This window comes from Lysobacter capsici (assembly GCF_018732085.1).
In the GTDB taxonomy this organism is placed as follows: Bacteria; Pseudomonadota; Gammaproteobacteria; order Xanthomonadales; family Xanthomonadaceae; genus Lysobacter; species Lysobacter capsici_A.
Map to the genome: position 1 here is coordinate 3603443 of NZ_CP076103.1, position 25568 is coordinate 3629010.

Here is a 25568-nt window from a genome sequence, read left to right on the forward strand (position 1 = left end):
CACGCTCGTTCGTGCCGGCGCCGCGATCGCCGCTCAGCGAGTCATCCGGATGGCCAGCAGCAATATCGACAGGCTGTTGACGTACGGGGTCATCTGATCCTCCGGCGAACCGCCGGCCGCGGCAAAGGCGTCGCAGGCCCCGGCCGGATAGGCGTTCGCGCCGAAGCCGCTTTGCACCACACCGTTCGCGGTGCCGACGACCAGAGCGCGATACGGCGCCAGCAGCGCCGGATCGGCGTCGTACGCCTGCAGCGCATAGCGCATGAACACCGCCACGCCGGTCGCGTAATTGGCGTAATCGTCTCCGGGCGGCGATGCGGTGTAAGGATCACTGACGCCGATGTCCAGCCACGGCAACGGATAACGGCCTGGCGTCGCGCTGTAGCTGCGCGGCTGGTACACGTTGTCGAATACGCCCTGGACGATCTTCGGATACAGCGTCAACGATGCGGGCGGTGCGCCGGTCCATGCCGCCTTCGACTCGCGCAGCGCTCCGAGCAGCAAGCCTTGATCGCCGGTCCAGAACAAATCCTGGCGGAACATCGCATCCCAGTACGATTGGCCCTGGTTCGACGCCACCGGCGCGAACGTGGAAACGCGTTCGCGCATCAGCGCGCCGCTTTGCAGCTTCGACAGCAACGACTCGGCCGGAATCGTGTCGGCCATCCACTGGTCGAACCACCCGACCTGTTTGATCCAGGCCGCCCGGCAGGCGGCCACATCCACGCCGCTGTCGCGGAATATCTGCGCGTACGCCGGATTGAGCGAGGCCTGGTGCAGCCGCAGGCTCAGCAGCGTGTAGCCGCCGTTGGTCACCGTGTTCTGCGCCGGATTGAGATACGGCGGCGACCAAGTGTCCAGCACGAATTTGACCGGATACGGGTATTGGTCGGTGGTGATCGGCGAATTCCACGCGCCGCCGCTGAAGCGCGGCGCGATCCAGGCATTGGGCGGCGCCGGCGGCTGCGGATCGGGCCGGGTCTGATCGATCACCTTCCACGCGTTGGACGTACCGGTGTTGTTCGGGTTCGCCGCGGCGAACTTGTCCCAACCGGGCAAGGTGGCGAACGGGTAGACCGCCTTGGTCGGCGTGAGCGACCAGCCCGGCCCATGCATATAAGCCCAGGAATTGATGGCGATGCGGACGAAATCGTCGCGACGGCCAGGGACGAACCCCTGGTCGGCAGCGCGCAAGGCGGCGATGCCGATCCAGCCGAAGTCGTCCCACCAACCGCCGTTGTTCATCGGATTGAGCCCCTCCATCGCGGCGACTTCGCAACCCGAACTGTCGAAGCCGGAGATCGCGAAGAAGTCGACGAGGGTGTCCATCGCCCAGGCGGTGCGCCATACGTTGCGCGCGCTCGACCACAGCGGAAGGATCGCGTTGACCAGGCGCACGCATTCGGATTGGTAACTCGACGCATCGGCTTGCGGGGCCTGCGCGTGATCGTTGTCCGCAGCCGCTCTCGGATCGTGTTCTGTCGTATTCATGAGGTGCCCCTGGTTGCGTCGGGAATTGAACGGCCGGGCATGAACATGCGGGTGGCCGTCGTGGATCGCGGCATCGCGGCGGCGACCGCCGGCGAGCCAACATGACGAAGCCGTCACCCATCCGCTTGATCCTGTCCGGCGCAATCTCGCCGCAACGCGCCAGCGTCGCCGCGCAAGACCTCGATAAGCACGGCAAACCCGCCCGGTTACGGCCATCGGACTTGAAACACGGCATTCGCCGCGACGGCGGCGCGGCGTGTTCATCGCCCGCGTTCAACGTCGCGGCGTCGCGGCATCGCCACGGACCGCGCAGCATCGCTGCGCGGTCGCGGGGGCTCGCCAGGACCTGAGCATGTGTACGATCAGCCAAGAGCGGCCGGTTCGATCCAATCGATATCCACGTTGGTCAAGGCCAGCGTGAACGAGTTCATGATGGCCGGCGCGCTTGTATGGTGATCCTTGCTGGTGCCGTGCCAGGCGTACAGCGGCTGCGCGCGATGCCCCGATTCGGGATACGGCAGCGGGCACGAACCGGTCAGCCCGTTGGGCGTCGGCCTGGGGGACATCATCACGCCGCCACCGATCATCACCGAGTGAAGGACGCCATCGCCCGAGGCAAGATGCTGGATGACGTGATCGTGATGGGCGCTTTCGCGGAATTCATGCACGCGGTATTCCCAGGCAAGCTTCGCGCTGCCGCGCGGACGCAATCCGATCGCATACGCGGTCAGGTTGTGTGGGCATTTTTTGACCACGTGATGACTGTAGACCGCGTAGTGGCAGCGCTCCTGCGGCGGACCGGGCTTCGCGCCGACGGGACAATAGCTCATTCCGCCCAGCACCGCGGTATCGGCCAGGGCCGTCTCATGCACCCTGCCGCCGCCTCCGGTGAAAAGATAGCCGTCGTTCGGCGCGAGCTTGAAGTAATGATCCTCCTTGAGCGCATCGCTGGACTGACTGAAGATCCGCACGTCCCATTCGTCGTTCGGATCGTACAAGGCGATCACCCGGACGACGTGCTCGACCGCGGAGCTGTCGTCGATGCTCTTCATCAGCACATGCCAGCTCCAGCGCTGGCCGTTGCCGGTGCCGGCCACCGACGGATGGCTGGCGATCAGGAAATTGCCGGCCTTCTGCCTCACCGCCGACGCACCGCCACCGAGGATCTTGTAGCCCGCCGGCAACTGCACGCTCGTGTCCAGCCGCTCGCTCGGCTGGCGGAAGTATTTCTCGAACAAGGTCAGTTGCATGTTCGGCATCTGGGTCATGCTGCGGATCTCGCGCGCCAGCGCGGCGGCGGTCTTGAGCGCCCGGTTGATCAGGTGCTGGCGCAGGCCCGGCAGTTCGACCGTCGGAATGAAGACATCGTTGACCCACACGTCCTCGAGCAACTCGGCCAGCGCCGCGATGGCGATCGGCGCATTTCCCTTCGCCTCCTCCTTCACCTGCGCCACGGTCTGCGGCAGGCGCAGGATGTCCCACACCGCCTTGTCGTAGGACCGATCGATCACCTGCCAATGCGCATCGGGCTTGAGGCTCGCCAGCCACAACTCGCTGGGCAATTCGGCCATGCCGCCCAGCACCGACACCGACAGGGCGACGCTCTGCTCGTTGAACTTGTAATGCGTGACCGAGGAACCGGCGCTCGCCTGACTGTCGCTGCCGCGCCCGGCCCCGGCCGCCGAACCGCCGCCGCCCATACCGTGGTACGAGGCCGATGCCGAGATCGCCCAATCGGTGGCGCGGCTGACCGCTTCGTCCAGGGTGCGCTGATTTTCGCTCGATGTGCTGCTGGCCTTGGCCTCGTACTTGTACCAGCCGCCGAGCAACACCCGGCAGAACACGTGGCTGCCGAAGGAACGCAGGAAGAACTCGGCCGCGGCGCGGCGTTGCGCCGTCTGCGCGGCGGGAATCGCGTCGATCGCGCGCAACCCGGCCAGCGCCGCGTCGCTGAACGCCAATTGATCGCTCGGCAGGTCCATCGCCGCCTGTTGCGATTTGCGGTAGTGGGTCTTGATGCGGGTGGCGATCTGGCGCGCGGTGGTCGAGCTCTCGTCGCGCTGGCTCTGCTGGGCCGCGGCGTAGTTCGCCATCAGGCTGAAGGCGCCGATGCCGGACCCTACGAACGCCGCGCCCTTGGCCGTGGCCGAGGCGGCGAACGCGGAGGCCGAAGTCTCGAAGCGCTGCGCCGCCTGCTTGCTGGCCTGTTCGCTGGAATAGTCCAGTTGCACATTGGTCAGCGCCGAGGCGCGCAGCAGACGGCCGCCCATGTTGAGCACGTCCGAACCGGTGGCCTGCTCCAGGCTGGCGGCGGTCACGCAGAAGCCGCGCAGGATCTGCTTCTCGTCCAGCAACTCGGCGATGCTGCGCGGCCGCTTGTCGAGAAACTCCTCGAGCTTCTTGGCGATCTTGTTGTGCAGGCCGAGTTCGATCTGCTCCAGGGTGGCGCTGAGCTTGTCCAGGCTGGCGAACGACAGATCGACCGACGCCAGCAAGTCCTTGGCCTTGCATTGGGCGAGGATGCGCTCGAGTTCCGTGCGGCTGAGCTTGACCATCGCATCGCGCTCGGCGCCGGTCGCGGCCAGGCAGGCCTGGCGCAACGCGTCCACCTCGTCGATGGCCTTGGTCAGCTGCGCCTTCTTTTCGTCGAAGGCCTTGCTGTCCTGCGCCGCGCTGCGGCCGTTGGCGCGATCGATGCGCGCCTGCACCGTGGCCGCATCCAGGTCCTCGATCGCCTCGGCGGTCTGCTCGTGAGCCAGATCGGGCTTGTCGCCGCGGATCTTCTTGAGCAACGCGAGCTTGCGCTCGGGCGTGTGGCAGGCGCGCTGCAACGACATCAGCGAACCGATGCCAGCATCGCGCACCAACTTGATCTGTGGGGTGCGCAAGCCCAGCTCGCGCAGGAAATTCTCCAGCGGAATGACTTGCGATTCTTCTGCGATTGCGACCGGCATACCTCTTCCCCCCGTGAATGCGCCTCCACACGACGTGGAGGCTGCGTCTTGATAACGGCGATCACTTGTCCATGTGAAGCCGTCGATATGAAGCCATCGATGCGAAGCGGCGCATCGCAACGCCGAGCCGGCAAGCGCGGCATGAGGGCCATCGCAGCGGCGCCCAGGCCCGACTCGCGATCGCTCCGGCACCGCGCCGTCCGCTCGCTTTTGTGACTTCAATTGCAAATCGAAAGCGTGCGCACGATCGGTGTCCGTTACCCCGCCGCCGCACCGTTCGAACAAAGAACGCTCGATCCGGATCGGTGCGGCCAACCGTCGACAGCGGCGATGCGCCGGCGCGATGGATCGCCGATCGCCATCACACAGGGGAGTACAAACCGATGCGCTACACACGCCGCGACTTCATGACCACCGCCGCCACCGCCGTGGCCGGCAGCATGCTGCCGCTCGGCTCGCTGCTAGCCGCCGGCCCCGGCACGCAGGGCTCGGACCCGACCGCGCGCTATCGCCGTCACGACGTCGCCACGCCCGAAGGCCAGCGCATGCTGATCAGCTACGCGCGCGGCGTCGAAGCCATGCTCAAGCTGCCGGCCGAGCATCCGCACAACTGGTTCCGCAACGCCTTCACCCACTTCCTGGATTGCCCGCACGGCAACTGGTGGTTCTACGTGTGGCATCGCGGTTACGTGGGCTATTTCGAACGCAGCATCCGCAAGCTCAGCGGCGACGCCAGTTTCGCCATGCCGTTCTGGGACTGGACCCGACACCCGGAAATCCCGGCCGCCATGTTCGACGGCGTGCTCACGCCCACCGACGGCGCGTATTCGCCGTTCACCGGCAACCTGCTCAAGTTCACCGAGTTCGTCAAACCCTCGCTGCTCAAGTACTGGAACAGCCTCAGCGGCGAGCAACGCGCGCAACTCAATTCGCGCGGCTACCCGACCTTCGACGACGCCTGGAACGACGTCACCGGCTACAGCCTCGCGCAGAAAGCCGGCTTGTCGGGCAACCAGAGCTACGCCATCACCTGCGGCGCGCGCTACCTGTCGCGCTCCAATCCCAAGCTCGACGACAAGACCGCGTACGACGTGTCGCCCGCCATCGTCAGCTCCGGGCTGACTCCGACCTTGTTCTACGACCCGAGCATCAGCAACAGCTTCGCCAGTTCCAAGACCGCCACCCACCTGGTGCAGCCCGACGGCTCGACCAATTTCTCGATCCTCGAAGGCTTCCCGCACAACAAGGTGCATAACTACATCGGCGGCGTCGGCGCGATCGACCCGGGCCCGTACGGCAACATGACCAACTTCCTGTCGCCGGTCGATCCGATTTTCTACCTGCACCACTCCAACATGGATCGGTTGTGGGACCTGTGGACCAGGAAACAACTCGCCGCCGGCCTGCCGATCCTGCCGACCGGCGACGACCTGGCGACCTTCCTGGCCGAGCCGTTCCTGTTCTACGTCGACGGCGACGGCGGCTTCGTCGGTCCCGCCAAGGCCGGCGACTACGTCAGCACCCGCGTGTTCGACTACGACTACGGCCCGGGCTTCGGCAGCGACCTGCCGGTCGTGCCCAAGCGCAAATCGGGCGCGACGAAATACGGCGTGATCAAGGGCGGCATCGACGCCGGCGCGGCCTCGGTGCTGCTGCCCAACGCGCTGGTCGAACAGCATCTGGCCAGCGCGCAGCCGGCCTCGTTGATCGCCGAAGTCACGCTCGACCGTCCGGAAGGCCTGGCGGTCACGCGCGAGTTCGACGTGTTGGTCAACGCGCCGGCCGATGTCGAGCGAGTGGATGCGAACAGCCCGTACTACGCCGGCACCCTCGCCTTCTTCGGCCCGACCATGCCGAACATGGCGATGTCGCATTCGGCGACCTTCGCCGTTCCCCTGCCCAAGACCCTGCGCGCGTTCTCCAACGCCAAACTGCTCGGCGCGAACGCGCAGTTCAACATCCGCCTGGCGCCATCGGGCAAGCAACCCGCCGATCCGGCGCCGGTGCGCGGCGTGTCGATCAAGCCGGCGGGTTGATCCTCATGCAACGCGGCACTGTCGCCTTCGCACTCGCCCTGCTCATCGCGCAGGGCGGGTGCGTGGCGGGCGGCCCCTTGCGAACGCTTACGCTCCCGCATGCGCTCGACGCCGCCGACAACGTTTATCTGCAAGTGCGGCTGGGCGCGCTGGCCGGCGGCCAGGAGATCGAACTGAGCACCGACAGCGGCCGCCATCTCGGCGCGATCTCGCCGCACGGCATCCGTCCCGGTCGCGACGCGGGGACTTACACCGTGCCCGTGCCCGCCGACGCGATTCGCGACGGCCGCGTGCGTATTCGCTTGATCACCACGCCGGCCGGCGGAGCGGCGCGCGATGCGAATTCGGATGAGGTACGGGAGGTGCGTTTGATCGTGAACAAGTAAGCGAAGACCCGAGCCACCGTGTTTCGACGGATTCAAACCATCGCGCCCTATGTTCGCGCTGCATGCCGCCCGGCCAACGCATCCCTAAACCGCGACCGCTTGCCCCGGTGCCAGTGATCGTCGCGCCAGATCAAGGCTCGCGCACTTCAACAATGCAGGCGACGGCTCGATGGGATCCCGACTTCCCATTGCGTCGACATTGCGCCAAAGCACACCCGGGTTGCGGAACAGCCCCTTCAACGACCACCACCCCATAAGGCCGCTGATCAAAAGCGAAGATCGCAGTTCCTTTTCATAGCACCGCCGACAACCGAAAAATTCGTAACGTTCGTGCAGACAGATCACCAGCGCCGACACCATACGCTGCACCGGTCTGACTTCAATGACCTCGCCTTGGCGCTTGCACTTCGGGCAAGGGCCTCGCCGGATCACCTTGGCGTGCTCGGCAATCTCATTGGGCTCCAAGCCCACCGCAAGCACTGCCAGCTGCGAATGGTTCCGACAGCGTTCACTGCAAAATTTCTGGCTATCCGTGACGACCGCCCCGAGTGCGGTTGTCCCGCCGCAATAATCGCATTGCCGCGTCGCTCCCGACCCCTGCAGATGCGCGCGCATCACATCATCGGCCTTTTCTCTCGCAGCCTCCCCAGTCAATCCGCGCTCGGCCAGTATCTCGGACGTCGCCGCCATCGCTTCATCGATCAACGGGCGCGATGCGTTGAGGATCAGCTCCTCCGTGTCCATGCCACGAAAGCGCTGCTTGAATTCTTCCTTCGTATACATCGCGTCCCCACAACCCCTGTCGCCGCCGTAAGCGGCATCCCGAGTGCAAATACTAATCAAAGGCGGCGGCCGACACATCCGTGAGCGCCGAATTGCCTTTCATCGCCGGCAGAAATGTTGCCTTGGGCGAAAAGACGTGCGATACGGCAGATGGCCCTCGCCTTTCCGGCCGACGATCTGTCCGCCCCGCCCAGAGACCCGCCGCCATGCTCAAGCACCGCACGTTGGCCTTGCTGCTGCTCTGCCTACCCCAACTCGCACTGGCCCAGGAGGAAGTCTTCGACGTCCACGTCCACGTCTGGCAGGGTGAAAAGTCGCTGCGCGAGTACTACGACCAGTTGGACACGACCCACCAACCGGTCACCCGCCACAGCGGCATCCACATGGCGGTCAAGGGCGAACTGGCGCAGACCCGGGCGAAGAACGACGAACTGATCGCCCTGTCCAAGCGCTACCCGAAGCTTATGCCGATCGCCTCGGTGCATCCGCTCGACGACCAGGCCGCGACCGATGAATTGAAGCGGCTCGCCGGCCTGGGCGTGAAAGCGATCAAGCTGCACCCGCACACCCAGAAATTCGACATCACCGATCCCAGGGTGCGCGCGCTGTGCAAACTGGCCGGCGAACTGGGCGTCGCGGTCTTGTTCGACAACTTCAACATCGTCCCGGGCGACAGCCAGAACCTGTTCAACCTGGCGGTGCAACTGCCCAAGACCCACTTCATCTTCGCCCACATGGGCGGCCTGGACTTCCGTTTCTGGAACTCGCTGTTCATGGCCAGGACGGCGAAGGATTTCTTCTTCGACAACATCCATTTCGACATCTCGGCCACCGCCGTGCTGGTGGCCGATTCGCCGCTGGAGGCCGAATTCGTCTGGACCATCCGCAACGTCGGCATCGACAACGTGATGCTGGGCTCGGACTATCCGCAGCTGTCGCTCAAGCAGGCGGTCGATGCGCTGGAGAAACTCGATCTGACCGCGGAGGAGAAACGCAAGATCCGCTGGGACAACGCCAACCGGCTGTTCGGCGACAAGCGCTGATGCTGGTAAACGACCGCGCCGCGCCCCCGCGCCAGGGGGCGCAGCGGTTCGCGATGTCGCGTATTACGGCCGTTGCGACATTGATGAACCGCCGCGATCACCCGCACCAACCTCACGCTTTTCTCGTACCCTAGCGAAAAGGGGACATCATCATGCGAACGATTCCAGGCGCACTGCTGATCGCGGTGCTGGCGCCGACCGCCATCGCCGCCGTCAACCTGCGGGTTGAGACACATCAAATCTCGCAAGACCGATACGATCTCATCGTGCGGTTGCCGTCCGGCATTGACGCCATTCGCGTGCAATCGATGCTCCGCCCCGCCGCAGACCAGGTCTGCGAAGGCCGGGCATGGCAGTGGGGCCCGCATCGATTCGAATCGACAGCGCGACTGGGTCCCGGAGAACCGCAGGCCGGCGAACAGACCTTTACTCAACAGGTGGATTGCGGCGCAATCGCCACGCCGGACCTGACGGCCGTTGCGGCGCCCGACGCCCCGGCCACGGCGGACGACGAACGTCGAGTGAAGGAAACCACGCTGGCTTACCTCCTGGCCAAGGACACCGGCGATTTCGCCAAGGCCCGTTCGATGCAGACCGAAGAAGCCGAACCTTACATGCGCTCGGACTGGAGCGAGCCCCGTGCGGCCTTCAACAAGCAAGCCGGCTTGCCGATCGCGCGCCAAGTCGTCCGCCTGACCTGGTACGACAATCCACAGGGCGCGCCGCGCAAAGGCCGCTATGTCGCAGCCGACTACCGCGGCGATTACCGACACTCCGGCTTCTATTGCGGCTACGCAATGTGGTACCGGGAAGCCGACGGCAGCTACCGCCTGGTGCGCGAGGAAGAGGGTCAGGTGTCCAACGAAACCGCCGGCAAGATTGCGGCGGCCGACCTGCCCGCGTTGCGCAAACAGGTCGGTTGCCGCGATTGAGGCGCGCCACGCGCCTCATCGGATCGAATGCGTTCCGCTCAGTCCTTGGCCAACGCAAAATCAATCGCCGCGCACACCGCCGCCGCCTGCGCCGCGTTGCACTGCTCCGGCGTCGCGCGCGGGCTGTCGGGGTAGACCTCGGTGGTGGTGCGGTAACGCGCGTCGGTGATGCCGGCGCACAGGCCCAGCGAGCGCACCGGGTAATTGATCACGCCCGGCGCGACCACGGCGGCGCCGATGATCTCGCCGTTGGCGTCGGCCGGCGCGATATGGGTGACCAGCGCCACCGCCGCGACCACCGCCTGCTGGAACTCGGGCTGCGGGTCCTCGCTGTCGCCGACCAGGTAGAACCCGTCCGGGATCTCGCCCGGCTCGTACGGCTTGCCGTCGCGCGCGGCCAGCGCCGGCCGGAATTCGGACTCGTCGCTGTCGGTGGTCTCGTGCAGGTCGATATGCACCCGCACGCCGGCGCGCAGCGGCGCGATCAGTTGCATCAGCGCGGCCGATTCCTGCGCCGGGCTGTCGTCGCGGAACGAGCGGTTCGGATCGATCGCGTCGACGTTCCAGCGGTGAATCCGCTCGTAGGCCCAGGGACTGACGCACGGCGCGATCAACACGTTGGCGCGGCCGGCGTAGTCGGCGGCATGGCGCTGCGCGAACAGCAGCGCGCCGTGGACACCGCTGGTTTCGTAGCCATGCACGCCGCCGGTCACCAGCAGGGTCGGCAGGTCGTCGCGCCAGTCGCGGCTCTTGAGCGCGAACAGCGGGTAGCTATCGGGTGCGTAGTCCAGGCGACCGTACTGCACCACCTCGAAATGCGGGCGCAGCGTGTCGATCACGCTGAGCACGTCGGCCTCGTAGCTGCGCTGGCGGACTTGCGTCGAACGCCACTGGGCGACCTCGGCCGCGGTCCAGGGCTGGCCGGGCGTACCGATCGGGTAGAAGGCTTGGGCGGTCATCGCGTCGCTCTGGCTGGATGGCGGGAAGGCCGAGATTTTACCATCGCCGCCACGGCCGCCCGCACCCTGGCCGAAATGCGGGCCGGCTTACGTCATGATTGAGGCCGGACGCGCATTCGCAGGGACGGGCGACAATGAACAGAGCACTGCTTTTGATCGGCGTAAGCCAGGCCGGCGGCTTGGGCAAGCTCAAGGCGGTCGAGTCGTCGATCGACAAGATGGCGGCCTGGGCCAAGAGCCAGGGCATTCCCGACGACCAGGTGATCCGACGCACCGACGCCGGCGGCGTCGCGGTGACCGTCGCCGACCTGTTCAAGGACATCAAGAGCCTGGCCGACCGCGACACGATCGAGCAGTTGATCGTGTATTTCTCCGGCCACGGCGTGGTCAACAACCGCCAGGAGTACTGGCTGCTGTCGGACGCGCCGGTCAATGCGGCGGCGGCGGTCAATATCGAGGGCAACGTGTCGCTGGCGCGCGCCGGCGCGTTCGAACACGTGGTGTTCCTGTCCGACGCGTGCAGGACCCCGACCCAGGGCGTGCAGTACGGCCGCATCATCGGCAGCGACATCTTCCCCAATATCGAAGACGCCGACCTGGAACGATCGGTCGACATCTTTTTCGCCACCTCGCTCGGCGCGCCCGCGCTGGAGGTGCAGCAGTCCGAACAGGGCCAGAAGTACCAGGCGATCTTCACCGAGGCCCTGCTCGACGCCTTGAACGGCAAGGTGCCCGAAGCCATCCGCGACGGCCGGGTGCGGCCGCGCCCGCTCAAGAAGGCGCTGCCGAAAAAAGTCTGGGACAAGTTGAAGGCCAGCGGCTTGTCGCTGTCGACCTCGCAGACGCCCGATGCGCGCATCACCTCCGAAGACGAAGCCTGGCTGGCCAGCCTGCCGCCGCCCGTCCCCGCCACCGCGACGCCGCCGGACATCGATGTGATCGGCATGACCCCGCCGGATGCGGCCGCGCCGTTGTCGACCCGCGAAGTCGCGCAACTGGTCATGGAAGAAGCCTTGCGCAACGACAGCTACGGCCGCGCCGCGACCACGCCGGTCGAGGTCAAGACCCTCACCGGCCGCGGCGTGTCCAAGAACGCCACCTTGATGCTCAAGAGCATGGCCCGTGGCCCGGACGATCGACGTCCGCAACCGTTGCCGGAAAAACCCGGCTTCCAGATCCACGGCCGCGGCGTGACCCGGGTGACCTGCGCCGACGGCGACACCCTTCTGGGCCAGCAAGGCGATGCCGTCACCGTCAGCGTGGACACCGACGAACGCCAGAGCCAGGCGCTGATCGAATTCGACGACGGCAACGGCGTGCTGCTGCCGGTGATCGCCGGTTTCGTCGGCGTGCTGCGCCTGCACGAGCGCGGCCTGGACGAAGTCTGGTACGAACCGGCCGACGAATTCGACGCATCGATGAGCCGCGAGGAACTCGACTACCTGCGCCAGGCGATCATCAAGGCCTCCTCGCTCGGCGTCTTCGCGCTCGAATCCGACGACGCCGACGCGCTCGCCGTGCGCATGCAGAACCTGAAGTTCCAGGACCCGGCCCTGGCGGTGTATGCCGCCTACGCTTACCACGACATCGGCCAGTTCCGCCGCATCGCGGATATGCAGAATTATCTTCGCTACCGGATGGACGTGCGCCTGTACGACCTCGCCCTGCTCTCGCGTGAGCTGCTCAAGGACGCCGGCCTCGCCCACGACGTCGTTCCCGCGCTGCCGATGCTGTCGCAAGGCTGGGCCTTGACCGGCGCATTGAGCGGACGCATTCCCACCGAACTCGACGGCCTGCGCCAGCAACTGCGGCCGTCGCTGTGGTCGCTCTACACGCCCGAAGGCGTCCAGTCCATCCGCGCCTGGATGCGCAACAGCGCGGAAAAATCCTCTCACCTCACTCTCGGAGCCATGTCATGAAACAGCTGGTGTTCATTCACGGACGATCGCAAGCCGGCAAGGACGCGGCCACGCTGAAAGCGACCTGGATCGATGCGTGGAAGAAGGGTCTGGCCAAGAGCGGCCTGGAGTTGCCGATCCCGGAAGAGCGCATCCGCTTTCCGTATTACGGCGACACCCTGCAGCAGATGGTCGACGGCGCCAGCGCCGAAGACGCGGCCAAGATCATCGTCAAGGGCGCGCAGGACGACGCGGCCGCGCAGGCCTTCCTGTCGGCGATGCTGCAGGAGTACATCGATGCGGCGAAGATCAGCGACGAACAGATCGAGCAGGAACTCGACCCCGCAGAAGCCGCGGTGATCGAACGCGGCCCGCAGAACTGGCGCTGGGTGCAGGCGGTGCTGCGCGCGATCGACAAGCGCACCGACGGCGGCAGCGCGATGATCGCCCTGCTGACCAACGACGTGCATCAATACCTGACCAAGGCGAACCTGCGCGCACATATCGAGGACGGCGTGCTGCAGGCCATGGACCTGGCGCAGGAAAACATCGTCGTCGCCCATTCGCTGGGCACCGTCGTCGGCTACACCCTGCTGCGCCGGCTGGAGAAAGAAGGCCAGGCCTGGCGCGTGCCGCTGCTGGTCACGGTCGGCTCGCCGCTGGGCATCCGCGCCCTGCGCACCAAGCTGCGCCCGATCGGCCACCCGGCTTGCGTGACAACGTGGTTCAACGCCTACGATCCCAACGACGTGGTCTCGCTCAATCCGCTCGACAAGGACAACTTCGCGATCACCCCGGCGATCGAGAGCAAGGGCGACGTCGACAACTGGACCGACAACCAGCACGGCATCATCGGCTACCTCGACGACAAGGTCGTGGCGAAGCGGATCTACGACGCCCTGGTCTGAGCGCACGCTCCGGCCTGAGCCGATGCCCGGGCCGGAGCGACGGCGCTCACACGTAGCGCAAGGCGATCGCCGCCACGACCGCGTAACGCGCGGTCTTGGCGAGGCTCACGAGAATCAGGAACGTGGACAGGCGTTCGCGCATCACCCCAGCGGCCAAGGTCAGCGGATCGCCGATCACCGGCAGCCAGCTCAGCAACAAGCTCCATTTTCCGTAACGGCCGTACCAGGCCCGGGCGCGCGCCAGCGCCGCGGGCTTGACCGGAAACCAGCGTCGATCGCTGAAGCGCGTGAGTTCGCGGCCGAGCCACCAGTTGAGCAGCGAGCCCAGCACATTGCCGACGCTCGCGGCGACCAGCAGCGCCCACACTGCATAGCCGTCCACGATCAAGCCCGCCAGCAGCGCTTCGGATTGCGCGGGCAACAAGGTGGCGGCGACGAAGGCCGCGACGAACAGTCCCAGATACACCATAGAACCCATTGTCAACGAATCCGCGGCCGCCCCCTGTAGGAGCGGCGCAAGCCGCGACCGCGACCCCACACATCCGCCGCAACGTCCTGCGCCCGCGAACCCACAAACCGAAAAAAACGAAAGGGCGAATCCACCGACCCAACCGGCCGGCAAACCCGCCCCCTCGCCTTCACCCGCGGCCCACAACCGCAGGCCGCAACAAAATCACCAGATCCGCACCCGCTGCTCCGGCGCGACGAACATCTTGTCCTGCGGCTTCACATCGAACGCCTTGTACCAGGGATCGAAATTGCGCAGCGGCCCGTTCGCGCGGTACTGCGACGGCGAATGCGGGTTGGTCTTGATCAGATTGAGCAGCGCCTCGTCGCGATACTTGCCCTTCCAGATCTGGCCCCACGACAGGAAGAAGCGCTGATCGCCGGTCAGCCCGTCGATCACCGGCGCCGGCTTGCCGCCCAGGCTGAGCTGATAGGCCGTGTAGGCCATCGAAATGCCGCCGAGGTCGCCGATGTTCTCGCCCATGGTCAACGCACCGTTGACGCACTGGCCCGGCAACGGACAGAACGCGTCGTACTGCGCGCCCAACGCCTTGGTGCGTTGCTCGAAACCGGCGCGGTCCGCGTCGGTCCACCAGTTGCGCTGGATGCCGGCCGAATCCGACTTGCTGCCCTGGTCGTCGAAACCGTGGCCCATTTCGTGGCCGATCACCGCGCCGATGCCGCCGTAGTTCACCGCCGGATCGGCGTTGAGATCGAAGAACGGCGCCTGCAGGATACCGGCCGGGAACACGATCTCGTTGAAGGTCGAGTTGTAGTACGCATTGACCGTCTGCGGGGTCATGAACCACTCGTCGCGGTCCGGACGCGTACCGACGCGGCGCACCTCGTCGTTGCGGTCGTAACGGCGCATCTGCATCACGTTGGCCATCAGGTCGCCCGGCACGATGCTCACGCTGCCGTAATCGCGCCACTTGTCCGGATAACCCACCTTCGGACGGAAAGTCGACAGCTTGCGATAGGCCTCGGCCTTGGTCGCATCGCCCATCCAGTCGATCTTCTCGATGTTGCTGCGCAGTGCCTTGCGCAGGTTCTCGACCAGCGCCTGCATCGCTGCCTTCGCCTGCGGCGAGAAATGCTTCTCGACGTAGAGCTTGCCCATCGCATCGCCCAACCCGTCGCTGCCGGTCACCGCGGCCACCGCGCGCTTCCAGTCGTCGCGCTGCGCCTTCTGGCCGCTGAGCACGGTGCCGTTGAACGCGAACGCCGCATCGTCGATCTCGCGGCTGAGCAGCGAGGCGTTGTTGCGCACGGCGTGGAAGGTCAGGTAGTCGCGCCACACCGGCAGCGGCGTGCGTTCGATCACCTGCACCACCGGCTCCACCGCGCTCGGGGTGATCACGTTGACCCGGTCCAGCGCCGGCAAGCCCTGCGCCTTGGCCTGCGCGGCCCAGTCGTAGCCCGGGTACTGCTTGCCCAGCTCGGCGAAGGTCGCGACGTTGTAGGTCTTGTCGCGATCGCGCAGCTGCGCGCGTTCCCACTGCGGCTTGGCCAATTCGGTTTCCAGCGCGAGCACCGCCTGCGCGCGGGCCTTGGCGTCCTTGACGCCGGCGAAACCGAGCATGCGTTCGATATGCGCCAGATACGCGGTGCGGATGCCGACGAAGCGCGCGTCCTGGTTGAGGTAGTAATCGCGGTCCGGCAGGCCCAGCCCGCCGACGCGCAGACCGACCAGGTACTTGTCCGGGTCCTTGCGGTCCAGATCGACGCCGAACCGCAGCGGCGTGATGGTGCCGTCGAGGTCGTTGGCGCCGAAGGCCTGGATCAGCGCGCCCTTGGAATCGATCGCGGCGATCTTGTCCAGCACCGGCTTGAGCGGCGCGATCCCGGCCGCGTCGCGCGCGGCGCGGTCCATGTAGCTGGCGTAGTAGTCGCGCAGCTTCTGCGCGTCGCTGCCCGGCGCCAGGTCCTTGCGCTGCTGCAGCGATTCGATGATCGCGTGCACCTGCGCCTCGGACTGATCGCGCAGCATGTTGAACGAGCCGTAGGAGGTCTCGTAGTCCTTGAGCTGATAGCTGTCGAGCCAGTGGCCGCTGACGTAGCGATTGAAATCGTCGCCGGGCTTGACGCTCGTGTCCTGCGCGCTGAGGTCGACGCCGAAGCTGCCCAACTGCGGCTTGCCCTTGGCCCCGCCGCCGGCGGCATGGACGGACGAAACGGCGAGCGTGGCGGCCAGCGCCAGGCTCAGACTCAAACGTGAAGGCTTCATGGGGCGGTTCCCGGTGGAAAGGGGGGAGCCTAGCTCAGCGGGCGCGGGGGTGTCGTGGGCCGTTGGTTTAGGCCGCCCAGAGGGCCGGAGCCGCAAAGTCAGGGCCGCACAAGGCCATTGCCCGCCGCGTCCGGCATACTTTTCGCCCCCTCCGGCCCAAGAGACCCCGCCGTGCCGCATTACTCAGGCCCCCTGCTCACCCGCCCCGTCGCCGAGGAACTGCAGGCCGCGCGCGATGCCGGCACCGGCGCCTGGACCGGTTCGCTGGACCTGGGGCGATCGGATGGCGAGGCGCTGCTGGACGCCGATGCCTGGACCTGGCGCGCGCAGCGCTATCCGTATCCAGTCAAGCTCAAGGACCGCACGATCTATCACTGGGACGGCGAGGAGTTCGCGCCGGTCTCGCGTTTCTCCGGCTCGCTGATCAAGCTGGTGCCGACCCAGTGGGGCGCGCCCACCTTCGAGATCGACGGCATCAAGATGCTGCCCACGATGAAGGCCTCGCCGATCGAGGACGCGCGCACCAAGGTCGCGCTGGTCGAACCGCGCGGCAAGGTCGTGCTCGATACCTGCGGCGGCCTGGGCTACTTCGCCGCGTGCTGCCTGGAGGCCGGCGCGAGCGCCATCCACTCGTTCGAGAAAAACCAAGACGTGCTGTGGCTGCGCACGCTCAACCCGTGGTCGCCCGATCCCGACGCGGCCGCCAGCGGCGGACGCCTTCGACTCACCCATGCCGACGTATCGCAGGCGATCGCGCAGATCGGCGACGCCTGCGTCGATGCCCTGTTGCACGATCCGCCGCGCTTCGGCATCGCCGGCGAGCTGTATTCGCAGAGCTTCTACGATCACTTGGCGCGCGTGCTGCGCCGCGGCGGACGGCTGTTCCACTACACCGGCAGCCCGAACAAACTCACCAGCGGCCGCGACGTGCCGCGGGAAGTCGCGAAACGCTTGGAGAAGGCCGGGTTCAAGGCGCAACTGGCGCTCGATGGCGTGCTGGCCACGAAGCGCTGACACGGCAATCAGACTCGCACCGCGTCAAGGCACCTCGCAGGTCCAGAGCGAATCCGCGAGCCACACATTGGCGCGGGTGACATGGTTGTAAACCTCCTGTATCGGCGTCCCTCCTTGCCCGACGCATTCAGCCGCAGCGTCGGCGCGTGCGTCCTCCAGCGCGATACCGGGGTCGTAGCTTTGCCCGTGTCCGCTGACGTGGACGACGGCGGCCAGGGCCGAGCCGGAGACGAGCACAAGCAGAGATAGCGCTACGGTTGCGGAACGTCTTTTCATCACCGTTCTCCCGACACGAAGTCCAACACCTGCATTCGAGCATGCAGCATGAAGGTGGCTGTGAAGACGAAGTAAGCGCACAGTGAAACTACTCACTACGCTCCCACAATAGGAGCGATACGGCGAAAACTGACCAGATACCGGTGCTTTCGATACCTCCCTCACTACCGTCATCTTTAAACGAGATCGTTATGGCGCCGATCTGCCGACTGTGAGAGAAATTCGGCAACCGCGACACACTCCATCAGCGAGGAATGGACTCGTGACCGAAAACACCGACGCCAACCCCTCCATCTGGAGCGTTCCGGCCTTCCTGCCGGCGCTTCAACCCGAACTGACCGATGATGCGATCGCGGATGTGGAGACCAGGCTCGGCATCGTACTGCCCGCGGCGCTGATCGCGGTGCTGCGGGAACAGAACGGCGGTTATCTGCGGCGCACCCTGCCCGACAGCGGCAACCGGATGATCTGGGGAATCGGCCCGCGCGCGCAGAGCCTCGGCGACAACTATTGGTGGACGCTGCTCGACGAGCCGCAGGCGTGGTATCCCGCCGATGGGTGGCTTCCGGAACAGCCGCGTCGGCTCGTGCCGTTCGACAGCGACGGGCACTGGTATCTGTGCCTGGACTACAGAAGCGGCGACGAGCCGTGCATCACCTGTTTCGATCTCGACGACCAGGCAGAGCAGCCGATAGCGGCGAACATGACCGCGTACCTGGCCATGTTGCGCGCGCAGGACGATACGAAACTCGCCGTGGTCACGGGTTTGTCGCTGGACGATTGCGCAGCCCGCTTCGACGATATGTTCTCCCGACCATCGCAAGCCCGCGAGCCCGACGATCTGTATGGATACCCGTTCTTCCGCTGGTTTCTCGAAGACGGCTGGATTCAGCTGGAGCCCAATCGGGTCCGGCGCGGCTTCGTCTCGCGACACGACGAAGCGACCTATCAGGCGCTCAAGGACCTGCTACCCGGCACCGCCCTGCGATTCCCGCAGCATCCGGACGTCACCTTGATCGTCCATTGCGACAATCACCGCGCGACCACGGCGGCACACGCAGCGCTGGCCGGCGCGGGATTCGACGTTCGCCGCCTGAAAACATCGAAGGAGGATGGATAAGAACGCGTCCGTCGCCGACCGAGACACGAATGGCATTCGCACGCCGCCCGTCGCGCTGCCAGTTCCGCCACCCGCCCCGCATAATCGCCCGCATGCCTGCCAACGTCATCGAAGAGTCCCAGCGGATACCCGCACTCAGCCAACTCGGCGTGTCGCCTGCGTTGCTGCAGATGGCGTCCGGCCAACTTCCCCATCCCGCGCTCGCCAGCTGTACCTCGGGACCGCCGTATTACCTCTATCACGGCGCTGTGGCGCCCGCGGGTCCGCCGGTGCTTGCGTTGTGGGATATCGGCGATCAAGTGATCGCGATCCGCGTGCGGACAAGCGGCCGCGAATACATCTGCTTCAGCATCGAAGCTCCGGACGAGGTCGAGCCGCTGGCCACCACCGAACAAGGCTTCTGGGCGACCCAGTTCGATTTCATGTACGAGCTGGACATGGAGATCGAAACGCTTCACGCCGTCGCCGAGGCAGTCGGTTATCGCTTCCTGCCCATGCAGCTCGACAGCCGGGCCGCCATGGAGGCCCGGCCGGATGCCGCACATCGCCACGGGCAGTGGTTGTCGGAACTGGTCGCGTCGATCGACGCCGCACAGCCAACGTATTGAGCGCGTCACCGATCACCGCGCCCATCGTCCCGTATCGACAGTCGCTGATCACCGCTCGGCGCAGCGCCGGCGCACAGCGTCCGAGAGCGTGATTCAGCGATCAGCCCGATCGTCGTCATCGTCCGGCTGCGCATCCTCGCCCGGCAACGGCTGATGCCCCTCGCCTTCGGGCAAGTCCGCGTTCTGCACATGCTTGCGCTTGCCGCGCCCATCGTCGGCGGGAGGATTCTCGCCCGGCAAGGGTTGATGGCCTTGGCCGTCCGGCGGCCCCGCCGAATCATCGCGCTTGCCTTTCTGCCCGGCCCGCTTCGGGTCCTGGCCGTGTCGTTCGGTGGTGTCGTTGCCCATCTCGGTCGTCCTCACAGGACGTCGGTTGCGAATTGGTGCCGACGCCAGGCCACGCTGAGGGCGGCGCGGTTAACGGCAGGTCTAATGCTGGCCCGGCGATCGTCACGCATAGCGAACATTTCACCGCGCAAGCCTTCTTCGTGACGCATGCGCCGCAGCGCATACGGACAAACGAATACGACGCCTTCCTCACTTTCCCTCATCGATGCCGCGAACTACCCAGCGCGTCTCACTTTTCGACGTAGGGACGAAGAAACCGGGGCTCGTTCTAGTCAGTGCGGCACGACTGAGCGTTCGACTGTTCGAACGCACCCACCAAGCCCAGCCCCAGACCTGCCGCGACTGCTGCATCCCCCTCTTTGCTCAAGGAGTTTTTGGATATGCGCAAGTTCAGTATGTCGATCCTCGCTGTCGCCGCCACGATGGCCGTATCCGGCGTGGCCTTCGCCGCCGACGATCTCGCCCCCGCGTTGAAGACGGCCATGCAGCGCGACCTGGGTCTGTCCAGCACGCAGCTCACGCAATACCTCAAGGCCGAACAACTGGCCGTGCAACAGGAAAAAACCGTACAGGCGCAGCTGGGCCGCAACTTCGCCGGCGCGTGGCTCGAGCGCAAGGCCGACGGTTCGTTCGGCTTTGTCGCGGCGAGCACCTCGATCAAGAACGCCAAGGCCGTGGCCGGCGTCGAAACCCGTCAGGCGCGTCACAGCCTCACCGCGCTCAACGCCGCGAAAGGCCAGCTCGACAGCCTGCTCACGCGCAGCGCCAAAGTCCCCAAGGGCGTGTACAGCTGGACGGTGGATCTGCCGAGCAACAGCGTGATCGTCGGCGTCGCACCGGGCGCGGAAGACGCCGGCGTCGACTTCGTCGCGCGCAGCGGCCTGGACCCGAGCGTGGTGCGTTTCGAAACCTTGAACCAGGCCCCGCAGCGCCGCATCGCGGTGCAAGGCGGCCGCGGCATGCTGCGCGATCCCGGCGACGGTTATCTGTATGCCTGCTCGGTCGGCTTCACCGTGACCAAGGGCAGCACCCCGGGCTACGCCACCGCCGGCCATTGCGGCGACGTGGGCGAGATCGTCTACCAGGAAGCCGGCCAGTGGAACCCGGGCGTTCGCGTCGGCACGTTCTCCGCCTCGTCGATGCCGAGCGGCAACCAGACCGGCCCCGATCGCGGCTGGGTCAAGGTCGACACCACCCACACCCTGTCGCCGAGCGTCTACGGCTACGGCAGCGGCGACGTCACCGTGCGCGGCAGCACCGAAGCCGCCGTCGGCGCCGCGCTGTGCCGTTCCGGCCGCACCAGCGGCTGGCATTGCGGCGCCATCCGCAGCAAGAACATGACCGTGTCCTACGTCGACGACAACGGCAACCCCGACGGCACCGTCACCGGCCTGACCCGTACCAGCGCCTGCGCCGAAGGCGGCGACTCCGGCGGTTCGTTCATCACCGGCGCCGGCCAGGCGCAGGGCGTGCTGTCGGGCGGCAGCGGCAGCTGCTCGGGCAGCCAGGGCAACAACGGCGGCGGCAACAGCTACTTCACGCCGATCAAGGCGATTCTCAGCGCGTATTCGTTGACGTTGCGCACCAGCCCGTAATCCATCGCGAACGAAGTGCGAGTCGAGCGCCCCGGGATTCCGGGGCGCTTTTTTTTTTGCCCCCGAAAACAGCGCGCATCGGCGCTGCCCTTCTCCCGCGCGCGGGAGAAGGTGCCCCGAAGGGGCGGATGAGGGCACGCGACCAACGACGCCCACAGCCACCAGTGAAAGCGGAGCCTTGCCTGCGACGATCGTCGCGCATCGCATGGATGTCGGATTCGCCCACGGGATTACGAACTGCTCATTGGTCCGGTCGCACTCGACCCGATCGCCCGATCCACCTCCGTCTGGCCCTGCACTGCCTGCGCCAGCCCCGCCCCTTGAAAGGACACTCTCATGCGCTCACCAGGATTCAAAGCCATCACCGGCTGCGTGCTTCTCTTTCTGAGCTTCGCCTCGCAAGCCGCTTGCCCGTACATGCCCGATGTCACCAACAACCGCGCCACCTCGAATACCGCGTACAGCCCAGTCAGCGGGCTCTCGTACGCCACCTACTTCGTCGAAGCGTCCATGGGCGGCGGCAACGCCGGCCTCATCAACCTGTCGATCCAGGCCCTGCCCGGCTTCACCTACCCCAGCAACGGCCGCAAAGGATTCGTCGGTAACGGCGCCGATCTGTACATCAGCTACTTCGTCGCCCCATCGGCGCCGGTCGGCGGCTACCGCGACGTCGACTACCGCATCCTCAATACGGCGGGCCAAGTGATCTGCATCGATCAGTTCCGCATCACCGTCGGCGGCTGACGCCCGCGGGCGCCGACTCGCGACCACGCCCAATCCCGGAGCGCCTGGAAAGTCCAGGCGCTCCTCGACCAATCCGCCAACGCCTCGATGGCCGCCCGATTTCGCCCGCGCGAACCTCGGCGTCATCGCGCGCGCGCGCCATGCACACACAGGACTCATACGCCATGAAGCCATTGGGACTCAACGCCGTTGCCGGCGCGTCTTTGCTGCTGCTGAGCTTCGCCTCCAAAGCCGCATGCCCGATCTTGCCCGACCAAAGCACCCCGCTCATGAACACGAGCACCGCGTACACGACCGTGTCCGGTCTCGCGTACGCCACCTACTTCCTCGAAATCAGCGCCGGCGGCGGCAACGCAAGCCTGGGCAATCTGTCGATCCAAGGCGTGCCCGGCTTCGCCTACCAGCCGCCCAGCCGCGTGAAAGGGTTCATCGGCAGCGGCACGACGCTGTACGTCACCTGGCTCGTCACCCGCGGCTCGCAGACGGGGTATCGCGATGTGACCTACCGAATCCGCAATTCCGGCGGACAGCTTGTTTGCTCGGACGAGTTTCGGGTGACGGTGTACTGACGCACCAGCCGGGCCACGAGGCCGGCCCTGCCGGCCTCATGCGCTCACTGGCTCAACTTGCGTAATTGGATTTCAATGAAAGTCTCAACCGCATGGGCAACCCAAGTCTGTTTCCCTCAACCTCGCCCAAGCGATTTGAATCTCAATTGACTGCATCAAATGTGCCGTCGCGGGTAGTGTGGGCGCAACTCTTGGTTGCCCTTGCGGTTAATGCGTAAATCGGGAACTCTTCGGACATCTGCCAGCCACTTAGCATAAGGACGCCAAGCATGTCCCACCTGCAAAAGATGGCTCCGCTATTGGCGCTCTCCTTGATGTTGCAAGCCTGCGGAACAACCGGGCCGAGCAAGCAGTCTCCGCAAGAAGCCGCGGCAGCGCTACCTTCACCTCAGCGGGATTCGGTAACCGTTGAAAATCTATTGCGCTGGCCGCTTAAAGGCACCAGCGGAACCGAAAAAGTCCTTGCCGCGCTAGACAAAGTGTTCGAGATGAAACCCCTGCGCGCATCACAGTTATCCGGACAAGGCCCTGTGCGGCTCGCCGACGGTCACGTGCTCAGCTTCGCTTACGTGCGAAAGCTATCAGGGGACATCGATATCGGCATCGACCAAAAAAAGTGCGTGTCGCCCGACTGGGCCGTCGCGCTGACTGGCGCCGTGTTGAACCCGGTGTTCCAGGATGCTCATGGCGTCGATCGCGGAAAACAGTACGACGCCACCGGCAATGGAATGGCGTTACGTATCAATACGACGCCTGAAACCTACCGCTGCGTGACCGCACTGCATATCTACCCATCGCCGAAGGAACGGCCGTGAATGCAACGCTCGACCGCGACAACGCCCATCTCAGGAAGATCGCTCAATTCGAGTCCATGCCCGAACACGTTCAACGGTGGGTGCTGGCGTCGCCACATGCCACACAAGCGTTCTCCGCATTTTTCGATAAGGGTGGGCGCTTCGCTCCCAATCCAGACAATGGACTTCCCTACTACACCCCGACCACCCCGCCCACCATCTCGGTCGATCAGGCCCAATGGACGCAACTGCAAGCACCCGATGCTGCCGAGTATCCGCAACGCCACCTGTTCGGCACATTGGCTCACGAGATAGGCCACGACCGCTTCAACACCGGCAACATCCTGTTCAAAGGCGGCCCCGCCGACGACTACGTGCAGTACCGCGCTGGTCTGGAAGCACAAGCGATCTTCACTGCCTTCCCGATCTTCAAGGACTTGGAGAAAGATCCCGCCTTCGCCAAGGAGCTCCCTTTCGGCTCAATCGGCTACCTCAACGGGCTGGAACTGGGCACGCTGTACAAGTCCTGGCGCAACGGCGAATTGGACGACAAAACCGTCGTCGACCGGATCGCGGCCAAGGTCCCCGCCTCCGCGTACACACTCGGCAACCCACCCGCGGATTTGAATCAAGACGGCGCCATCACCCATCGGGACGCCTATCTGCGCGATTACCAGCGCCTGATCGACCAGCGTCCAGAAATGGCGAAGCCGCCTCAAGCCCAGGCCCAGAATTCCGTGTCGGCGCCCAGCGGCCTCAATGAACCCGATCAGCTGATGCTGGACCAGATCCGCAGCGGCACGCGCACCGCCCTGAAAGGAACCGGGAGGAGCCTCGACGGCGGAACACTTGAGCGCCTGAGCCATTGCCTTCTTGCCGAATGCAAGGACGGCCGAGACCGACATCCCGGAGCGCACGACTATACGTATTCAAGCAATGCCTTGAACCGAGTCGACCACGTATTCACGAGTAAAGATGGTCTAAACCTGTTCGCGGTCGAAGGCCGACTGGGCGATCCGGCCGGAAAGTTCGCCGTGGTGTCGGTCGAGAAAGCGATCCACACGCCCATTGAACTGTCGGATCAGAAACTGCTTGCCGCGAATCAAAACATCGCTCAAGAACGCGCATCGATACAGCAACAGGGTTTGGGGTTGGATCTTGACGATCCAGGTCGAGGCGGGCTGATGCGATAGCGGTCCAGATTGTGTCCCTCGCATCCGACTCGATTGCCTCGTGGATCGCGCACTGCGACACCACCGGCTAGAACGCACCAATGACATGAACTTAAAGAATTTCACTGCAATCATCGTCACAGCGCTGGGTTTGATCGCGTTCCAGCAAGGGAGCGCTACGGAGCAGTTACTACAGCTGCCCATCCAACTAGGGCATGCAGGTGTCAATCAAGTCGTCCGCGATCTGCAACGTCACTACGGCGTGGATGCCGCGACGGGCCTATCGGCGCTTACGAATGCCGGTCAACCGATAACGCTGGAGGACGGGACCGTCATCACACGGGCCTTGACCGGTACACGGACGCATGCGCCCGATTGGGATGAAGTCGCCTTCGACTTGAAGGCACAGCCGTGCGTTCGCATCGAACGGGCGCTTGCACTGACCGGAGCGAGGAAAGTGGGCGAATCCGCCGGCAGCGATACCGTCCTCGCCAGCGTCGCCTATCAGTTCCGGAACAACCACATTCGAATGGACATCATGACCTACGCGCCGAATCTTGGATGCGTCGGCACGGTGTGGATCTACAAGGTGGGCGCCCCGAAGGCCCCCTAGACGGCACCCCGTGCATCCGACGCGTATGTGATCGGCCGGCCTCGCATTGCTATGCTTCGCCTGCCCTTCTACACAACACAGTCATGGACACCGAGCCGTTCCGCAGCACATTCGAAAACTTTCTAGGCACGGAGCGTTTCGTCAAATTCGTTCGCCAAGGCGCGGTGCCGCGCCTGCTGTACTGGCAAGAGCGCGAATGGGATCGCTTCATCGACAAGCATCCGGAGTTCGCCTCCGCGTTGCCGCAGTTGGAGGTGCTGCTGCGCTTCTGTTATCTGCACCGGCAGGACTTGGTACAGGACCGGATCGAAGTGCTTCACGGCACCGTCCGATATGACGACGCATACATCGCCGAGCACAAGCGTCTGTTTCCCTACGCAAAAGCCGCTCCCTACATCACTCACGGCCGGGACTATCCAGACGACACCATCGAGGTGTGGCATTGCCCGCGCTGCCGGCAGCTCGCATCCCGCTACACGTTCGTGAGGGAAGATTAAGTGCCTCCTCGCCCATGCCTGAGGGCACGCACCGAAACAAAGGTCAGAGTGCAACTTCCTAAATGGCTAAATTGCAATCTGCCCCGTGTTTCTC

The 25568-nt window shown here is 65.2% G+C and carries 24 protein-coding genes; 16 read left to right on the forward strand and 8 right to left on the reverse strand.

Features of this window, described 5'->3' with window-relative positions; translation table 11 throughout:
- Positions 1-33: 33 nt before the first annotated feature.
- Positions 34-1491, reverse strand: a complete 1458-nt coding sequence (locus KME82_RS14890) for a hypothetical protein (protein WP_215494746.1) — start codon at positions 1489-1491, stop codon at positions 34-36.
- A gap of 362 nt (positions 1492-1853) precedes the next feature.
- A complete protein-coding gene (locus KME82_RS14895) occupies positions 1854-4445 on the reverse strand; it encodes an MAC/perforin domain-containing protein (protein ID WP_215494747.1) in 2592 nt (863 codons plus the stop codon).
- A gap of 383 nt (positions 4446-4828) precedes the next feature.
- On the opposite strand from KME82_RS14895, the gene KME82_RS14900 reads away from it, so the two are divergent.
- Both KME82_RS14900 and KME82_RS14905 read left to right on the forward strand, forming a co-directional pair.
- The gene (locus KME82_RS14900; protein WP_215494748.1) at positions 4829-6481 is read left to right on the forward strand and encodes a tyrosinase family protein; all 1653 of its coding nucleotides are present in this window, start codon (positions 4829-4831) and stop codon (positions 6479-6481) included.
- 5 nt (positions 6482-6486) lie between these two features.
- Positions 6487-6867 (forward strand): hypothetical protein, encoded by a 381-nt coding sequence (locus KME82_RS14905; protein ID WP_215494749.1) that lies wholly within the window; start codon positions 6487-6489, stop codon positions 6865-6867.
- A gap of 84 nt (positions 6868-6951) precedes the next feature.
- Here KME82_RS14905 and KME82_RS14910 read toward each other — a convergent pair whose 3' ends face one another.
- Positions 6952-7650, reverse strand: coding sequence for a hypothetical protein (locus KME82_RS14910; protein WP_215494750.1), 699 nt, complete (start codon positions 7648-7650; stop codon positions 6952-6954).
- Positions 7651-7856: 206 nt separating this feature from the next.
- Between KME82_RS14910 and KME82_RS14915 the strand changes: the two genes are divergently transcribed.
- A complete protein-coding gene (locus KME82_RS14915; RefSeq protein WP_215494751.1) occupies positions 7857-8693 on the forward strand; it encodes an amidohydrolase family protein in 837 nt (278 codons plus the stop codon).
- Positions 8694-8845: 152 nt separating this feature from the next.
- The gene (locus tag KME82_RS14920; RefSeq protein WP_215494752.1) at positions 8846-9625 is read left to right on the forward strand and encodes a DUF4019 domain-containing protein; all 780 of its coding nucleotides are present in this window, start codon (positions 8846-8848) and stop codon (positions 9623-9625) included.
- Between the two features lie 38 nt (positions 9626-9663).
- Here KME82_RS14920 and KME82_RS14925 read toward each other — a convergent pair whose 3' ends face one another.
- The gene (locus KME82_RS14925; RefSeq protein ID WP_215494753.1) at positions 9664-10584 is read right to left on the reverse strand and encodes a M14 family metallopeptidase; all 921 of its coding nucleotides are present in this window, start codon (positions 10582-10584) and stop codon (positions 9664-9666) included.
- Between the two features lie 134 nt (positions 10585-10718).
- Here KME82_RS14925 and KME82_RS14930 point away from each other — a divergent pair, with 134 nt between their 5' ends.
- Both KME82_RS14930 and KME82_RS14935 read left to right on the forward strand, forming a co-directional pair.
- Positions 10719-12503 (forward strand): caspase family protein, encoded by a 1785-nt coding sequence (locus KME82_RS14930; protein WP_215494754.1) that lies wholly within the window; start codon positions 10719-10721, stop codon positions 12501-12503.
- The gene (locus KME82_RS14935) at positions 12500-13390 is read left to right on the forward strand and encodes a hypothetical protein (protein WP_215494755.1); all 891 of its coding nucleotides are present in this window, start codon (positions 12500-12502) and stop codon (positions 13388-13390) included. Before KME82_RS14930 ends, KME82_RS14935 begins: the two co-directional genes overlap by 4 nt.
- A gap of 46 nt (positions 13391-13436) precedes the next feature.
- On the opposite strand, the gene KME82_RS14940 is transcribed toward KME82_RS14935, so the two are convergent.
- Together KME82_RS14940 and KME82_RS14945 are read right to left on the reverse strand one after the other, a co-directional pair.
- On the reverse strand, positions 13437-13859 hold the full coding sequence (locus KME82_RS14940; protein ID WP_215499087.1) for a YqaA family protein: 423 nt from the start codon (positions 13857-13859) through the stop codon (positions 13437-13439).
- A 204-nt stretch (positions 13860-14063) separates the two neighbouring features.
- Positions 14064-16124, reverse strand: a complete 2061-nt coding sequence (locus KME82_RS14945; RefSeq protein ID WP_215494756.1) for a M13 family metallopeptidase — start codon at positions 16122-16124, stop codon at positions 14064-14066.
- A gap of 117 nt (positions 16125-16241) precedes the next feature.
- On the opposite strand from KME82_RS14945, the gene KME82_RS14950 reads away from it, so the two are divergent.
- Positions 16242-17138: a class I SAM-dependent methyltransferase gene (locus KME82_RS14950; protein WP_215494757.1), complete on the forward strand. Its 897-nt coding sequence runs from the start codon at positions 16242-16244 to the stop codon at positions 17136-17138.
- 24 nt (positions 17139-17162) lie between these two features.
- On the opposite strand, the gene KME82_RS14955 is transcribed toward KME82_RS14950, so the two are convergent.
- Entirely contained in the window at positions 17163-17414 is a 252-nt protein-coding gene (locus KME82_RS14955; RefSeq protein WP_215494758.1) for a hypothetical protein, read from the reverse strand.
- Between the two features lie 262 nt (positions 17415-17676).
- On the opposite strand from KME82_RS14955, the gene KME82_RS14960 reads away from it, so the two are divergent.
- Together KME82_RS14960 and KME82_RS14965 are read left to right on the forward strand one after the other, a co-directional pair.
- Entirely contained in the window at positions 17677-18534 is an 858-nt protein-coding gene (locus tag KME82_RS14960; RefSeq protein WP_215494759.1) for an SMI1/KNR4 family protein, read from the forward strand.
- A gap of 92 nt (positions 18535-18626) precedes the next feature.
- Entirely contained in the window at positions 18627-19142 is a 516-nt protein-coding gene (locus tag KME82_RS14965; RefSeq protein ID WP_215494760.1) for a hypothetical protein, read from the forward strand.
- A 93-nt stretch (positions 19143-19235) separates the two neighbouring features.
- Here KME82_RS14965 and KME82_RS14970 read toward each other — a convergent pair whose 3' ends face one another.
- Complete coding sequence (locus KME82_RS14970) at positions 19236-19490, reverse strand: hypothetical protein (RefSeq protein WP_215494761.1); 255 nt, start codon at positions 19488-19490, stop codon at positions 19236-19238.
- A 380-nt stretch (positions 19491-19870) separates the two neighbouring features.
- On the opposite strand from KME82_RS14970, the gene KME82_RS14975 reads away from it, so the two are divergent.
- The 7 genes from KME82_RS14975 to KME82_RS15005 all read left to right on the forward strand — a co-directional run bounded on the left by KME82_RS14975 (position 19871) and on the right by KME82_RS15005 (position 25474).
- Entirely contained in the window at positions 19871-21085 is a 1215-nt protein-coding gene (locus KME82_RS14975) for a S1 family peptidase (RefSeq protein WP_215494762.1), read from the forward strand.
- Between the two features lie 336 nt (positions 21086-21421).
- Entirely contained in the window at positions 21422-21829 is a 408-nt protein-coding gene (locus KME82_RS14980) for a hypothetical protein (RefSeq protein ID WP_215494763.1), read from the forward strand.
- 164 nt (positions 21830-21993) lie between these two features.
- Positions 21994-22398, forward strand: coding sequence for a hypothetical protein (locus KME82_RS14985; RefSeq protein WP_215494764.1), 405 nt, complete (start codon positions 21994-21996; stop codon positions 22396-22398).
- A gap of 269 nt (positions 22399-22667) precedes the next feature.
- Positions 22668-23213, forward strand: a complete 546-nt coding sequence (locus KME82_RS14990; RefSeq protein ID WP_215494765.1) for a hypothetical protein — start codon at positions 22668-22670, stop codon at positions 23211-23213.
- Positions 23210-24385 carry an XVIPCD domain-containing protein gene (locus KME82_RS14995; RefSeq protein ID WP_215494766.1) on the forward strand — a complete coding sequence of 392 codons (1176 nt, stop codon included), beginning with the start codon at positions 23210-23212 and terminating at the stop codon, positions 24383-24385. The genes KME82_RS14990 and KME82_RS14995 overlap by 4 nt, the downstream gene beginning before the upstream one ends.
- Before the next feature lie 40 nt (positions 24386-24425).
- On the forward strand, positions 24426-24977 hold the full coding sequence (locus KME82_RS15000) for a hypothetical protein (RefSeq protein ID WP_215494767.1): 552 nt from the start codon (positions 24426-24428) through the stop codon (positions 24975-24977).
- A gap of 83 nt (positions 24978-25060) precedes the next feature.
- On the forward strand, positions 25061-25474 hold the full coding sequence (locus KME82_RS15005) for a hypothetical protein (protein ID WP_215494768.1): 414 nt from the start codon (positions 25061-25063) through the stop codon (positions 25472-25474).
- Positions 25475-25568: the final 94 nt, after the last annotated feature.